The sequence below is a fragment of the Pseudomonas sp. NCIMB 10586 genome (assembly GCF_023127895.1).
In the GTDB taxonomy this organism is placed as follows: Bacteria; Pseudomonadota; Gammaproteobacteria; order Pseudomonadales; family Pseudomonadaceae; genus Aquipseudomonas; species Aquipseudomonas synxantha_A.
This window is the reverse complement of record NZ_SPKQ01000021.1, coordinates 43,461-59,618: the sequence shown is the minus strand read 5'-3', so window position 1 is coordinate 59,618 and position 16,158 is coordinate 43,461. Positions and strand designations below refer to the sequence as shown.

Below are 16,158 nucleotides of genomic sequence, written 5' to 3'. Positions count from 1 at the left end.
GCGGCACATACACGCCACCGGCTTTCATCACCGCCAGGAACGCCACCATGATCTCGGCGCTGCGCGGCATGGCAATCGCCACGCGCACTTCCGGGCCGACGCCACGGGCAATCAGGGCATGAGCCAGGCGGTTGGCCTGGCGATCCAGTTCGGCGTAGCTAAGGGTCTGCGCATCGAACTTAACCGCCACCGCATCCGGGGTTTCCCGGGCACGGTCGGCTACCAACTCGTGAACAAGACGCTCGGCGCAGAAACCGGCGTCGGTCTGGTTCCACAGCTCAAGGATGTGCTGTTGCTCATCCTGGCCCAGCAGCTTCAATTGGCCGATAGCCTGTTGTTGGTCGGCCACCATTGCCCGCAACAGGTTCTGCCAATGCCCGGCCATGCGCTCGATGGTCGCCACAGCGAACAGGTCAGTGGCGTAACTCAGGGAGGCGCGCAGCACGGTCGGGCTTTCTTCCACATCCAGCGCCAGGTCGAACTGGGCCACGCCCTCATCCAGATCCAGGACCTCCACGTGCAGGTCGGTCAGGCGACTCAGGTGGCTGTCGGCACCGCTTACACGGTGGTTGAACACTACTTGGAACAACGGGCTCAGGCTCAGGCTGCGCTCCGGTTGCAAAGCCTGCACCAACTGCTCGAAGGGCAGGTCCTGGTGCGCCTGAGCCTCCAAAGAGCGCTGGCGTACCTGGTGCAGCAATTGCTCCACGCTCATCTGGCCATGAATATCGGCCTTGAGCACTTGGGTGTTGACGAAGAAGCCAATCAAACCCTCGGTTTCGAGACGGTTGCGGTTGGCAATCGGCACGCCGACGCGCACGTCCTCCTGGCCGCTGTAGCGATGCAACAAGGCCTGGTAAGACGCCAGCAGCACCATCGGCAGCGTCACACCCGCGCTGCGTGCCAGGCTGCGCAAGCCGTCCAGCAGCTCGGGGGCCAACTCTATGCCCAAGCGGGCGCCGCGATGGCTTGGCTGTGCCGGGCGCGGGTGATCGAACGGCAATTCCAGCACCGGTTGCTCGCCGCCCAAATGCTCGCGCCAGTAGGCCAATTGACGTGCCTGCTCGCCCGCGGCCATCCAGTCGCGTTGCCATACGGCATAGTCGGCGTACTGGATCGGCAGCATCGGCAGGCTTGGGGTTTGCCCCTGGCTGAAGGCGGCATACAACTGCACCAACTCCTCAACCATCAGTTGCATCGACCAACCATCGGAGACGATGTGGTGCTGCACCAGCACCAGCACATGATCATCGTCGGCCAGACGCAGCAACTTGACCCGCAGCAGTGGCCCGCGCAGCAGGTCGAACGGGTGGGCGACCACTTCAGCGACCCGCGCCTTGAGGCTAGCGTAATCACTATCGACCCGGTCGATATCGACGCAGCCAACGGCCTCAATGACCTGCAACGCACCGGTGGCCTGTTGCTGAAAATGCGTGCGCAAGCTTTCATGGCGGCCCAGCAGGCTGTCGAAGCTGCGTTGCAGTGCACTCAGGTCCAGCGGCCCTTGCAAACGCAAGGCGCTGGGGATGTGGTACGCGGCGCCGGTGGGGTCCAGTTGCCAGAGGAACCATTGGCGCTCCTGAGCGTAGGACAGCGGCAAAGGCTGCGTGCGGTCGGCCTTGAGCAACGCTGGCGCAGTAGCGCCCTCCTCGCCCAAGGCCCGAACGAAATCACTCAGCAGCGGGTGTTCGAACAAGGTCTTGAGCGCAACTTCCAGTGTCAGGGCCTGGCGAACCCGCGACACCACACGCGTAGCCAGCAATGAATGGCCACCCAGCTCGAAGAAGTGGTCGTCGAGGCCGACCTGCGGCACCTCCAGCACTTCGGCCCAGATGGCCGCCACCTGCTGCTCGCGCAGGGTTGCCGGTGCTATATGGCCTTTGAGTGAATCGCCAACCTCCGGTTTGGGCAGCGCCTTGCGGTCGAGCTTGCCGTTGGGGGTCAAGGGCAGGCTATCGAGGAACATCCAGTGCGCAGGCACCATGTAATCCGGCAGGCACTCGCGCAGCGCGGCTTTGTACGCCTGCTGTGGCTGCGGTGCGGAGCTGACCAGATAGGCGATCAGGCGGTCGTTATCGGCCAGCACCACCGCTTCGCGTACACCGTCGTGCTCACGCAGACAGGCTTCGATTTCACCCAGCTCGATCCGGAAACCACGGACCTTGACCTGATGGTCGACGCGCCCGATGTACTCCACCACGCCGTCGGCCCGGTAGCGTGCCAGGTCGCCGGTGCGGTACAGGCGTTCGCCCGGCGCCCCAAACGGGTTGGGCACGAAGCGTTCGGCAGTCAGCGCCGGCTGCCTGTGGTAACCGCGCGCCAGGCCGACACCGCCGATCAGCAGCTCGCCAGACGCGCCTTGCGGGCATGGCGTGAGGCCGGGATTGAGGATAAACAACCCGGTATTGGCAATCGGCCGTCCAACGAAAGGCTGCGCTTGGTGCAGACGATGAGCCGCTGACCAGATGGTGGTTTCCGTCGGGCCATAGAGGTTCCATACGGTACCTTGCAGCTCGAGCAGGCGCTGGGCCAAGTCGGCTGGCAGCGCTTCACCACCGCACAGACAGGTTATGCCACTCAGTAAATGGGCGAGCGGGCTATCGAGCAACATGCGCCAGCTCGATGGCGTGGCCTGCAGCACACTCGCGGCCTGACGCTGGGCCAGTTCGAGAATCGCCTCAGGGTCGAGGGCCATGTCCTGGGCGCTCAGTAGCACTGTGCCGCCCATACTCAGCGGCACGTACAGCTCCAGGGCGAAGATATCGAACGAGAAGGTCGTCAGCGACAACAGCCGCGTCTGCCGGCCAATATCCAAGGTGCCGGCCATACCGCTGGTAAAGCTGCACAGCGCCTGGTGGCCTACCATCACCCCTTTAGGCTTGCCGGTGGAGCCGGAGGTGTAGATGACGTAGGCCAGATTTTGCGGTGTAACGGCAACCTGCGGGTTATATGCCTGCGTGCCGACATCCTCGACCATCAGCACCTGCACGCCTTGCGGCTGCACCAGGCGCCCTTGCAGGTGCGCCTGGGTCAGCAGCACCCGGGCGCGGCTGTCTTCGAGCATGAACGCCAGGCGCTCTGCCGGGAATTGCGGGTCGAGTGGGACATAGGCGCCACCGGCCTTGAGAGTCGCGAGCAAGCCGACCACCATGTCCAGGGAGCGCTCCACGTGCACTGCCACCAGCACGTCCGGGCCGACGCCCATGGCGATCAAACGATGGGCCAGGCGATTGGCGCGGCGGTTGAGTTCACCGTAGCTCAGGCGCTCCTCGTCGAAGTGCAGCGCGATGGCGTCGGGTTGCGCCACGGCCTGGGCCTCAAACAGCTGGTGTACGCACTGTTCGTGTGGGTATGGGGTGTCGCTGCGGTTCCAGTCGTGCACCATTTGTTGCCATTGCGACGTGCTCAGCATCGCCAGTTCATCCAGGGGCTGGGAGGCATCGTGCACGACCGCGCGCAGCAGGTTTTGCCAATGCTCGGCCAGACGTTCCACGGTTGCAGCGTCAAACAAGTCGGTGGCGTAGGTCAGGGACGCCCAGAGGCCGTCGGCCGATTCCTCGGTTTCCAGGTTCAGGTCGAACTGCGTGCTGTGACCCGCCCAGTCCATTGGCTGCAACACCAGGCCAGGCAGTTGCACTGAACCCGAACGCAGGCTGCTTTGATGATTGAACATCACCTGGAATAGCGGGTTATGGCTCAGGCTGCGCTCCGGCTGCAACACCTGCACAAGTTGCTCGAACGGCAGGTCCTGATGGCCCTGGGCTTCCAAAGCGCGCCGTTTGACTTGGCCCAGCAACTGCTCGAAAGGCATCTGCCCGTGCAACTGCGCCTGCAGTACTTGGGTATTGACGAAGAAGCCCATCAGCCGCTCGGTTTCGAGACGATTACGGTTGGCGATCGGCACGCCGACGCGAACCTGCGACTGGCCGCTGTAGCGGTGCAGCAAGGTCTGGAACGAGGCCAGCAGGAGCATGAACAAGGTCACGTCCTGGCGTTCGGCCAAGGCTTTGAGCTCAGCCAGCATCACGCGGTCAAGATGGATCTGCCGGCGTGCGCCGCGATAGCTCTGCACCGCTGGGCGCGGATGGTCCAGCGGCAAGTCCAGCAGCGGATGGTCGTTACCCAGACGGGCGCACCAGTAATCGAGCTGGCGTTGTTGCTCCCCTGCCGCCATCCAATCACGCTGCCAACGGGCATAGTCGGCGTACTGGATCGGCAAGGCCGGCAAGTCCGCGTCACCTTGGTACAGCGCTACCAACTCGTCGATCATGACCTGCATCGACCAGCCATCAGAGATGATGTGGTGCTGGGTAATGACCAGCACGTGGTGTTCAGGCGCGACGACCAGCAACTTGACGCGCATCAATGGGCCGTCAAGCAGGTCGAACGGGCGCTGGATTTCTTCGCTGACGGCGTGCTCGATGGCATCGGCGGCAATCGCTTGCTGCTCAATCGGCACGGTCAGACTGGGGTGGACGACTTGCAAGGTGTGCTCGCCCGCCTCCACAAACGTAGTACGCAGCGGTTCATGACGCTGCACCAGGGCCTGGACGGCGCGTGCAAGTGCCGCACTGTCGAGTTGACCGCGCACGTGCAATGCAGTCGGTACATGGTAAGCCGCGCTGGCCGGGTCCAATTGCCACAGGAACCATTGACGCTCCTGAGCAAAGGACAACGCCAGCGGCTGCTCACGTCCAAGCGCTTGGAGCGCTGGCGCCGTATCGGCCGTCAAGCCTGCGCAAGCCGCCGCGAAGGCTGCCAGCGTCGGCTGTTCGAACAGGGCCCGCAACGGTACTTCCAGCTTGAGGTCGTGACGCACCCGTGAGATCACTTGAGTCGCCAGCAACGAGTGACCGCCGCGCTCGAAGAAGTGGTCGTCCAGGCCAACCCGCTCCACGTGCAGCACCGCTTGCCAGATCGCTGCCAACTGCACCTGCAAAGGGCTCTGAGGTGCCACGTACACGGCGCACGCCTGGCTCAGATCCGGTGCCGGCAGCGCCCGGCGGTCGAGCTTGCCATTGTTGTTGAGCGGCAAGGCATCGAGTACCACCCAATGTCCCGGCACCATGTAATCCGGTAACGCCTGACGCAAGCGTGTCGCCAGTGCCTGCGCTTCCAACTGCTGATCATCGGCGGGTACCACATACGCCACCAACTGCATGCCGATCGCGCTCGGCTGGGCAATCACTGCCGCTTCACGCACGTCGGGCAAGGCTTGCAGGCTGGCTTCGATCTCGCCCATTTCGATACGAAGGCCGCGAATCTTCACCTGATGGTCGATACGCCCCACGTATTCCAGCGCCCCCGCCGCGTTGTACCGGGCCAGGTCGCCACTGCGATAAAGCCGCGCACCGGGCGTGGCGGAAAATGGGTCAGGCAAGAAGCGCTCGGCAGTGAGCGCCGGGCGATCGAAGTAGCACTGGGCCAAGCCCGCCTCGGCGCCGATGCATAACTCGCCCACACCGTCGGTGCTCAGCAGTTCGAAACCGCTGTCGAGCACATACAGCGCACGCCCCGCAATCGCCTGCCCAATCGGTACGCCGTACGCGTCGTTGGCATCGGTCAACTGGCAGTCATGCACGCTGGACACCACCGTGGCTTCGGTCGGCCCGTAGGTATTGACCAGGCGCACATGACCAAGCCCTGCGGCATGCCAGGCACGTACACCCTCCACCGCCATGGCTTCACCGCCCACATGCACCTGGCGCAGCTTGCCCAGGGAGCGGCAGTGCACTGCACATTCCTGCGCCAACAGATACCAGTAGGCCGCCGGCAAGTCGGCCAGGGTTACGCCTTGCTCGACGATCTCCCGCGCCAGTTGCCCGGCGTCCCACAGCTCATCACTGCGCATGATCAACGCTGCACCCACACACAAGGGCGGGAAGCACTGCTCGACAAAACCGTCGAAACTGAAGGTCGCAAACTGCAAGACGCGATCCTCGGCACTCAAGCGGCTGTACAGCGTGGCACTGTCGCAGAATTGACCGAGGGCGGCATGATCGATGGCCACACCTTTGGGCTGACCGGTGGAGCCCGAGGTGTAGATCACATACGCCAGATCAGCAGCGGCGGCAGGGTTGGGCACGTTGGTCGTCGGGTAGCCGGCCAGCTCGTCACCGCAGGCGGTGAAATCCACACGTGCCAGTCCTTGGGGCAATGGCAGATCCACGAGCAAACCCACTTCGCTGAGCAGCAGGTTGAGTCGGCTGTCGGCGAGCATGTAGGCCAGGCGCTCGACGGGGTATTTCGGGTCCAGCGGTACGTAGGCCGCGCCACTTTTGAGTACCGCCAACAGGCTGACAATCAACTGCGGGCCACGGCGCGAAGCCAGGCCCACCCGTTGTCCGGGACCGACACCAAGCTCCAATAGGCGATGGGCCAGACGATTGGCCCGCTGGTTTAGCTCGGCGTACGTCAAGCCTTCGCCACCGGCCAGCACAGCCAGGGCGTCTGGGGTGGCCTGGGCTTGGGCTGCGATGCGTTGATGCACGCGCTCGTTACCCTGGGCAGCCGCGGCCGACTGGCTGAGAGCGAGCATATTCTGCTGTGCGGTGGCGTCGAGAAGGCGCAGGTTACCAAGGGGCACATGGGCATCTGCGAGCAATTGCGCCAGCAGGTGTTGAAGGTTGGCGCTCAGGCGCGCGACTTGCGGCTCGCTGAACAGCGAACGGTCGTAGCTGAATTCCAGGCGCAGGTTGGCCCCCAGCTCAATGCCCAGGGTCAATGGGTAGTGCGTTTGTTCATGGTTGTGCAGGCGACCGAAGGTCAGGCCAGCCGGCGCACCTTGCTTGAGCGCCTCGGCAACCGGGAAGTTTTCGAACACCAGCAAGGTATCGAACAGCGCGCCGTGATGGCCGGCCCAAGCCTGGATATCGTAGAGCGGTACATGCTCATGGTCGCGCAGGCTGAGGTTGAGCGCTTGCAACTCGCCGAGCCAGCTTGCGACCGACTGGGCTGGCGAGGCTGCACTGATGATCGGCAAGGTATTGATGAACAGGCCCAGTTGCTGCTCGATCCCTGGCAGTGGCGCAGAACGCCCGGCCACGGTGGCGCCGAAGGCCACGCAATCCTGGCCTGTGTAGCGCTGCAACAGCAGGCCCCAGGCGCCTTGCAACACGGTATTGAGGGTCACTTTGTGCTGGCGCGCAAACTCGCCGAGACGTCGGGTAACGTCGCTGTCCAGCGCCACGTGATGGTCCGCCATGCCGATCCCGTCCACCGGCTTGCGCAGTGCCTGCGACAGCAAGGTCGGCGCCGGCAATGCTGCCAGTGCGGCTTTCCAGAACGCTTCGCCAGAGCCTTGCTGTTGCAACCAGCCCAAATAATCGCGCCATTGCCCCAGTGGTGCGGGCACAGCCTGGCCTGCGTAGTGAGCAATGACTTCGCCAAGCAACTGCGCGTTGCTCCAGCCATCCATGAGAATGTGGTGGCTGGTAAAAATCAGGTGCCAGGCCGCGCCCGCACCGCGCACCAGGGTCAGGCGAAACAGCGGCGCGGCATTCAGTGCGAAACCGCGCTCACGTTCAGCCTGGGCCAGGGCGTCGAAGTCGGCATACGGGTCTTCAATCACTTGCAGTTGCAGGTCAACCTGGTGCTGGATCAACTGGTGAGCACTGTCCATGCCCAGCCAATGGAAGCTGCTGCGCAGGGTGTCATGGCGGTCCAGCGCGGCCTGCCAGGCACGCCCGAAGGCCAATAGGTCGAGCCCTTCGATGTCGAGGCGCAACTGGTTGATATAAGACTGGGCCTCGGGCGCAAGCAACGTGTGGAACAACATGCCCTGCTGCATCGGCGACAGCGGGTAAAGATCGGCAATGGCCGACCCCGCCACGGGCAATGCATCCAGTTGCTGCTGAGTAAGACGTGCCAACGGAAAATCCGACGGGGTCACCTGCCCTGCCGGAGCAGCACAACAATGTTCGATCAACGCCTTGAGTTCAGCGGTGTATTCATCCGCCAGACGCTGGACGCTCGACACGTCAAACATCTCGCGACTGAAGCCCCATTGCAGCGCCAACTCACCGCCATACACCTGCCCTTCCACCGTCAACCAGTTGGCCAGCGGTGCCTCGGGATCCTGGGCTTGGCCGCTGCCTTCACTGGCCGGTACGAAGAGTACCGACTCATTGAACTGACGGTCGAACTGGCCCAGGTAGTTGAACGTAATGCGCGGTGCGGCGAGGTTCGCCAGGCTTTCGCGGGCCTGCGGCGACCCCAGGTAACGCAGCAGACCGTAACCCAGGCCCTTGTCGGGCACGGCGCGCAGTTGCTCCTTGACCGATTTGATCGCATCGGACAACTCGCCTTCGGCGCGCAGACGCACCGGGAACAGGCTGGTGAACCAGCCGACGGTACGGCTCAGGTCGATGTCGTCGAACAGGTCTTCGCGGCCATGGCCTTCCAGCTGGATCAGCGCAGCGGGTTGTTCGCTCCAGCGGCTGATCACCCGCGCCAGGGCCGTCAGCAGCAGGTCGTTGACCTGGGTGCGATAGGCCGCCGGTGCGTCTTGCAGCAACCGGCGGGTCTGCTCGGCGTCGAGGCGCGTTTCCAGTTTGGTGCCCAGCCGGTTTTGCAGGCCGCCCTCGGGGTGGTCGCAAGGTAGATCGGTGTCGACCGATTGCGCCTGCCAGTACGGCAGTTGCTCGTCGAGGGTTTGCGCGTGGTCGTGAAGTTGCTGCGCCCAATGCTGGTACGCGCTGGTTTTCGCCGGCAGCGACTGTTCGCGGTAAGCCTGTTGCAGGTCTTCGAGCAGGATGCGCCAAGACACACCATCGACGACCAGGTGGTGGATCACCAGCAGCAAGCGTTGGCTGCCATCGGCCATGCTCACCAATGCGGCACGTATCAGCGGGCCTTGTTCGAGGTCGAGGCTGCGCTGGGCTTCATCACACAGCGCTGCCAACTCGGCGTCGATGTTGGCGTGGGACTGCCACAGCAGCGGCTCGGCGAGGGGCGCCGCATGGCTCTGATGCCAGCCATCCGCCTGCTGCACAAAACGCAGGCGCAAGACGTCGTGATGCTGGATCAGCTGGTTCAAGGCCGCTTCCAGCTGCGCGGGCTGCAACGCCTCTCGCGGGGTCAGCAGCAACGACTGGTTCCAGTGATGACGTGCCGGGATCGTCTGGGCGAAAAAGCGCTGTTGCACTGGGGTCAGAATCACCTCGCCACTGATCTGGCCCTGGTCGATCAGGCTGACTTGGTCGAAGCTGGCCACCCGCGAAAGGCTGCGGATGCTTTGGTACTGGAACAGGTCCCGGGGGCTGAGTCGGATACCGGCCCGGCGGGCGCGGCTGACCACCTGGATAGAAATGATCGAGTCGCCACCCAGCTCGAAGAAGTTATCGTCCTGGCCGACCTGTTCAACGCCGAGCACATCGCTCCAGATCGCCGCCAGGGCTGTTTGCAGGTCGCCTTGTGGGGCGATAAACGCCTGTTGCAGCGCTGCATCCGGCAGTGGCAATGCCTTGCGGTCAAGCTTGCCGTTGGCGGTCACCGGCAGCTTGGCCAGGGTGAGGAAGTGGGTCGGCACCATATATTCCGGCAGGCTGCCGAGCAGCCAGGCCTTGAGGTCGGTCGGCTCCTCGCCTTCACACACCAGGTACGCGACCAATTGTTTGCCACCTTGCACCAACACCACCGCTTCGCGCACTTGCGGGTGCTGCATCAGGCGGGTTTCGATTTCGCCCAGTTCGATACGCAAGCCGCGCAACTTGACCTGGTGATCGAGGCGGCCGAGGTATTCGATCACACCATCGGCGCGCTGGCGCACACGGTCACCGGTACGATACAGCCGCTCACCCGTCACGAACGGGCTTGGCACAAAACGTTCGGCGGTCAACGCCGGGCGCCGATGATAACTGCGCGCCAGGCCGCTACCGCCCAGGTACAGCTCGCCAGCTACACCGTCAGGCACCGGGTTGAGTTGGGCGTCGAGCACATAGGTGGCGAGGTTGGCGATCGGGCGGCCGATGGGTACGCTGTCGGCGCCTTCGTCGATGCAGGTCCAGTGGGTGACGTCAATGGCCGCTTCGGTCGGGCCATAGAGGTTGTACAGCGCCACATCGGGCAGCCTGGCGAACACCTGCCGTTGCGCATCCAGGGGCAAGGCTTCGCCACTGCACACAATGCGCTTGAGGCAGGTGCACGCCTGCACGCCCGGCTCGTGGATAAACGCCTGCAGCATCGACGGCACGAAGTGCAACGTGGTGATGGCGTGCCGGCCGATGGTTTCGATCAGGCGCGCCGGTTCACGGTGCTCCCCAGGCGCCGCAACCACCAGGCGCGCACCGGTCATCAGCGGCCAGAAGAATTCCCACACCGACACGTCGAAGCTGAACGGGGTTTTCTGCAACACTGCATCCGCGGCATCCAGGCCGTACGCCTGCTGCATCCAACTCAAACGGTTGACCAACGCACGGTGGCTGTTGCCAGCGCCCTTGGGCTTGCCGGTGGAGCCGGAGGTGTAGATCACATAGGCGAGGTTGAGGGCATTGACCGCCACGGCGGGCGCTTCGCGGCTGTAGCCGTCGAGCCACAGCGCCGGCTGATCCAGGGCAATCACCTGGATACCGGCAGCGGGCAGCGCGGCCAGCAGGCTTTGCTGGCTGAGCAGCAACCGAATGCCGCTGTCTTCGATCATGTAGGCCAGGCGTTCCTGGGGATACTCGGGGTCGAGGGGCACGTAGGCGCCACCGGCCTTGAGAATCGCCAGCAGGCCGATGACCATTTCGACGGAACGCTCGACACAGATCCCCACCAGCACGTCGGGGCCTACGCCCTGCTCGCACAAGGCGTGGGCCAGCTGGTTGGCCCGGCTGTCGAGCTGGGCGTAAGTCAAGGTGGTTGTACCGAATACCAGTGCCGGTGCATCCGGGGTGCGCTGAACCTGGTCTTCGATCAGGTGATGAATTGCGCGTTCGGTTGGGTATGACTCGGCAGTCTGGTTCCAGGTGTGAACCAGTCGGTGCTGTTCTTGGGCATCAAGCATCGACAATTCGCCGATACGCTGTTCGCCATCCAACACCATCGCCTGCAACAGGCTGATCCAGTGTTGGGCCATGCGGTCGATGGTCGGCGCGTCAAACAGGTCATTGGCGTAGGTCAGCGCGGCGTGCAGGGTGCCGGATTTTTCATAGGTGTCCAGGGTCAGGTCGAACTGCGTGGTGCGGCCTTGCCATTCCACCAGGGCCAGCTCCAGGCCGGACGCGGTACTGACCGAAGCGATGTCGGCGACGACCGGCTGGTGGTTGTACATCACCTGGAACAGCGGCGTGTGACTCAGGTTGCGCTCGATTTTCAGCGCTTCTACCAGGCGCTCGAAGGGCAATTCCTGATGGGCCTGGGCACCCAGGGCGTGTTCCTTGATGCCTTGCAACAGCTCGGTCACGCGGGTTTGCCCGCTCAGTTCGGTGCGCAACACCTGGGTATTGACGAAGAAACCGATCAGCCCTTCGACTTCAGTGCGGTTGCGATTGGCAATCGGCACGCCGACGCGGATATCACCCTGGCCCGTATAGCGATGCAGCAGCACATTGAACGCGCCCAGCAGCAGCATGAACAAAGTGACGTTGTGTTTTTGCGCGCAACTGCGCAGTTGTACCGCCAATGCCGGATCAATCGCGAAGTTATACCGCGTGCCTTGATGGCTGGGCATCGCCGGGCGTGGGTGGTCGGTGGGCAGTTCCAGTACCGGATGCTCGTCGCCCAGGCGCGCCTGCCAGTATTCCAACTGGCGCGCCTGCTCCCCCGCTTCCAGCCAGCGCCGTTGCCACAGGGCATAGTCGCTGTACTGGATCGGCAGCGCCGGCAATTGCGGTTCTTCGTTGCGCTCATGGGCGTCATAGCAACGAATGAACTCGTCGATCAGTACGTTCATCGACCAACCATCAGAGACGATGTGATGCAGGGTTAGCAGCAGCACGTGCTCTTGATCGGCGAGTTTGAGCAGTTGCACACGCAACAGCGGGCCGTGCTCCAGGTCGAACGGCAACAGGGACTGGCGGGTAGCGGCGTCGCTGACGGCCTGCTTGCGCTCGGCGTCTGGCAAGGCGCTGACGTCCAACTGCTCGACATTCACCGCCGGTTCTACCGCCACCTGCGCCAAGCGCTCGTCGGCCTGTCGCTGGAACACGGTGCGCAGGGTTTCGTGACGCGCCACCAGGCTGGCGAACGCCTGCTCCATCGCAGGCAGGCTCAGCGCGCCGGTCAAGCGCACCGCGCCAGGCAAATTGTAGGCGCCACTGGCCGGTTCCAATTGCCAGAGAAACCACATGCGCTGCTGCGCGTAGGAAAGCGCCTGGCGATCCTCAACCTCCACCCCTGCCGGTATCGGAAACCTGGAAAAATCCACGCCCTCTTTCTGCAGGGCTTGCAGGAACAGTTGGCGTTTTTCCAGGGGCAGCCCGATAAACCGGCGAGCAAGTTTCAAGGAGTCTTCAGCATTCATTTCTTCGAATCCGGGGCAATAGGCGGGAAGCACAAAGGCACGTCGTCCCTATAAAACGAACCGGGAAGGGAAAAATTAGCGGGGGATAGGCGGCCGTTATCCGCGGGGAATGCGGGCTGGCGGGAAACGTCCTACGAAAAAAAGCGTGCGCGGCCGATATTTTCAGCAATGCGTAAGATTCAGGCTTGCCGAGGCCAAGTTATCCAGCCGTTTACGTGAGGAAAATCCGCACAATGAATCGCCAACTGCAATACAAAGGCTATAGAGGCTCGGTTGAACACAGCACTGAAGACCATTGCCTGTTCGGCAGGCTTTTATGTATCAGCCCATTGGTGAGCTATGAAGGGCAGACCGAACAAGAACTGGAGATGGCCTTCCGCGCGGCCGTAAATGATTTTCTTGACCGGGAGTGCTCCGTAGCCCTTCATCCTAAACGCCGGTAACCCACTGCAGCCGAGCACAACACCACCGCCCCCGCCGCCAACGCCACCCAGAATCCACTGGTCGCGCCGAAATGATCGATCATCCAACCAGAACTGGCGGCGCCGATAGCAACGCCGATGCTCAACCCGGTGATCAGCCAGGTCATGCCTTCGGTAAGACGGCTGGGCGCAACGATCTGCTCGACCATGGCCATCGACACGATCAAGGTGGGCGCAAAGAACAGGCCGGAGATAAATATGGCGACGGCCAGACCGGGGATGTTGCTCACCAGCAACAAGGGCAAGGTAGTCAACGCCGTGGCCACTCCGCAGAACAGGAACTGACGCGGCAACGGCGCCTTGAGCTTGAGGGCACCGAAGGCCAATCCGGCCAGGCACGAACCGATGGCGTACACCGACAGCACAATACTCGCCGCCGCCGGCTGGCCCTGATGCTGGGCGAACGCCACACTGACCACGTCCACCACGCCGACGATCACGCCCATGGCCAGCAGCAAGGTCATCAGAATCAAAACCGCAGGGGAAGCGATCAGCCAGCGGCCATGCGCGCCGTGGTGCTCGTGTATGGGTGGCTCGGTTTGCCGCTGCATTACAAAGGTGGTGACGCCCACCGCTAGTAACAATGCCGCCACCAAAGGGCCGGCTTCGGGGAACAGCACTACGCTCAGGCCCACAGAAATGGGTGGGCCGATAATAAAGCACACCTCATCCAGCACCGACTCCAGAGCAAACGCGGTTTGCAGCCTGGGCTGGCCGCGGTACAACTCGGTCCAGCGCGCACGCACCATGGCGGACATATTGGGCATGCAGCCGGCCAGCGCAGCAAACAGGAACAGCGTCCAGCTTGGTGCCTGCAAACGCGTACACAGCAACAACATCAATAGCGCCCCGCCGCCGATCAGTGCGGCTATCGGCAGGACCTTGCCCTGGCCGTAGCGGTCCACCCAACGCGACACTTGCGGCGCACAAAACGCCGTGGCCAGGGCAAACACCGCCGCCACCGACCCCGCCAGCCCATAACCGCCATGGACTTGGGCGAGCATGGTGATCAGGCCGATACCGGTCATCGAGATTGGCATGCGCGCCAACATGCCTGCGAGCACAAAGGCTCGGGCGCCTGGGACCTGGAATAATTCGGCGTAAGGGTTTGCCATCCTGCGTAACCTCTTGCTCAAGCCGCGGCCTTGCTATCTGAAGCGATCCGGGCAGAATACATACGGTGCGTATGTTAGGGATCATGCTTCGCATACGCACCGTATGTCAATCACCAACCAATGAGACTTCCATGAGCCGAGCCCGTGCCGAAATGATCGAAGAGACTCGCGCCCGCCTGATCGCAAGTGCGCGCCGGGCATTCGCCACCCAAGGCTATGCCCATACCTCGATGGATGACTTTACCGCTCAAGCCGGGCTGACGCGCGGTGCGTTGTACCATCACTTTGGTGACAAAAAAGGCTTGCTGGCAGCCGTAGTCGCCCAGCTCGACAGCGAGATGGACGAGCACTTGCAACGCATCAGCGCGCAGGCCATAGAGCCCTGGAGCGGGTTTTGCGAACGCTGCCGAGCTTATCTGCGCATGGCCCAGGATCCGGAAATCCAGCGCATTGTGTTGCAGGATGCGCCAGCGGTGCTGGGGGATACCGGCTCACAACACCACTGCGTTGAGTCGTTGCGCCAACTCTTGGAGGCCCTGATGCAAGCCGGATGGGTGGCGCCGGCACCCAGCCAGGCACTGGCGCAGTTGATCAACGGCAGCCTGGTCAACACGGCGTTGTGGATCGCCCGGGATGCACACCCGGGCGCGCGGCTGGAGGAAGGCTTGCAGGGCCTGGAGGTGTTATTGCGCGGGCTCAGCCTCAAACCAACCGCTTGATCTGCTTATGCCGCCATACCAGCCGGTAATACGCGGTCTGCAATACCAGCATTGCCAGGTAGGTCACCGGGAACGCCATCCACACCCCCTCCAGCCCGAAGTGTGCGTTGAACAGATAAGCCATCGGCAGCTCCACGCAAAGCACGCAGAAAATCGAGATTGCCACCGGCATCAGCACCACGCCGCTGGCGCGCATGATGCCGCCGATCACCGCCTGGAAGCCGAACACCAGGATGCTCCAGAGCATGATGTGCAGCAGGTGTTCGGCTCTGATCCGGGCGCTGTCGTCAGTGATGAACAGCCCCAGCAACCAGTGCGACAACCCATAACCGAGCACAATCAGGCCCCCGGTCAGGCACAGGTTGATCACCAACCCCGTGCGCAGGATCGGCCCGATGCGCTCCAGGCGCCCGGCGCCGATCGCCTGGGCACCGAGGATCGAGGCGGTGATGGCAATCGACAGCGCCGGGAACTGGACGTAGTTGACGATCTGCGTCACCGCGCCATAAGCCGCCGTGGCCTGGGAGCCGTGGCTATTGACCAGGGCCAGGATGACCAATTCCGACAACGACAACACCACCATCTGCAAGCCTGTCGGCAGGCCGATGCGCAGCACTTTACCGAGGATGACGCGGTCCAGGCGTAAAGCCGCGAGCAGCTCGCGATCCGGTGCCATCACATGGTTTTTATGCCGCAGGCGCAGCACCAGGAACAGCATCGCCAAGGCGTTAGCCACCAAACCTGCGTAAACCGCACTCTGGATGCCAATGGGTGGCAGGCCGATCCAGCCGCGAATCAGCGCTGGCGTCAGCAGCAAGCCCACCAGGGTCGAAACCATTAACGCCAGCAACGGCGAAATCGTGTCGCTCACCCCACGCAGCAACTGGGTATAGAGGATGAACACCAGCAACAGCGGCATGATCAACATCATCATCTGGGCATAGCCCACCGCATCGTCGAGCACATCCAGCGGCGTACCCAATGCCTGCAAGGCCGGGCGCGCAAACAGGCTGCCCAGCACCGCGGCAATCAGGCCCACCAGGGCGCCCAACGTCAGGGTGGCGCCGGTAATCACCTTGACCAGCCCCGTCTCCTGGGCACCCCACGCCTGGCCGATCAACACCGAGGCGCCCGCCCCCAGGCCGATCACCAGGGCGATAAAGAAAAACACGATGGGGAACATCCCCGACACCGCCGCCAAAGCCTGGGTGCCGAGCATTTGCCCGACATAGATACCGTTGAGGGTGCCGGAAAAGCTTTGCAGAAAATTGGACAGCACCATCGGTGCCAGAAAGATCAGATAGATCTGCCACAGCGGGCGTTGCAAAGGGGTCAGCATGAAAAATGGGACCTCGAATAACGAAAGCGTCGCAGGGTTATACCGTAAGTGGATCCAA

5 protein-coding genes are annotated in these 16,158 nt (G+C 62.9%); 2 read left to right on the top strand and 3 right to left on the bottom strand.

Annotation, left to right across the window (positions count from 1 at the left end):
* On the bottom strand, positions 1 to 12,445 hold a 12,445-nt coding region (locus E4P01_RS11405; RefSeq protein ID WP_248130004.1), incomplete at its 3' end, for a non-ribosomal peptide synthase/polyketide synthase.
* Between the two features lie 233 nt (positions 12,446 to 12,678).
* Between E4P01_RS11405 and E4P01_RS11400 the strand changes: the two genes are divergently transcribed.
* On the top strand, positions 12,679 to 12,888 hold the full coding sequence (locus E4P01_RS11400) for a hypothetical protein (RefSeq protein ID WP_216091220.1): 210 nt from the start codon (positions 12,679 to 12,681) through the stop codon (positions 12,886 to 12,888).
* Here E4P01_RS11400 and E4P01_RS11395 read toward each other — a convergent pair.
* The gene (locus tag E4P01_RS11395; protein ID WP_216091219.1) at positions 12,870 to 14,042 is read right to left on the bottom strand and encodes an MFS transporter; all 1,173 of its coding nucleotides are present in this window, start codon (positions 14,040 to 14,042) and stop codon (positions 12,870 to 12,872) included. The two genes, E4P01_RS11400 and E4P01_RS11395, sit on opposite strands and share 19 nt — an antisense overlap.
* A gap of 131 nt (positions 14,043 to 14,173) precedes the next feature.
* Between E4P01_RS11395 and E4P01_RS11390 the strand changes: the two genes are divergently transcribed.
* Complete coding sequence (locus tag E4P01_RS11390) at positions 14,174 to 14,761, top strand: TetR/AcrR family transcriptional regulator (protein ID WP_216091218.1); 588 nt, start codon at positions 14,174 to 14,176, stop codon at positions 14,759 to 14,761.
* Here E4P01_RS11390 and E4P01_RS11385 read toward each other — a convergent pair.
* Positions 14,745 to 16,100 carry an MATE family efflux transporter gene (locus tag E4P01_RS11385; protein WP_216091217.1) on the bottom strand — a complete coding sequence of 452 codons (1,356 nt, stop codon included), beginning with the start codon at positions 16,098 to 16,100 and terminating at the stop codon, positions 14,745 to 14,747. The two genes, E4P01_RS11390 and E4P01_RS11385, sit on opposite strands and share 17 nt — an antisense overlap.
* Between the last annotated feature and the right edge of the window lie 58 nt (positions 16,101 to 16,158).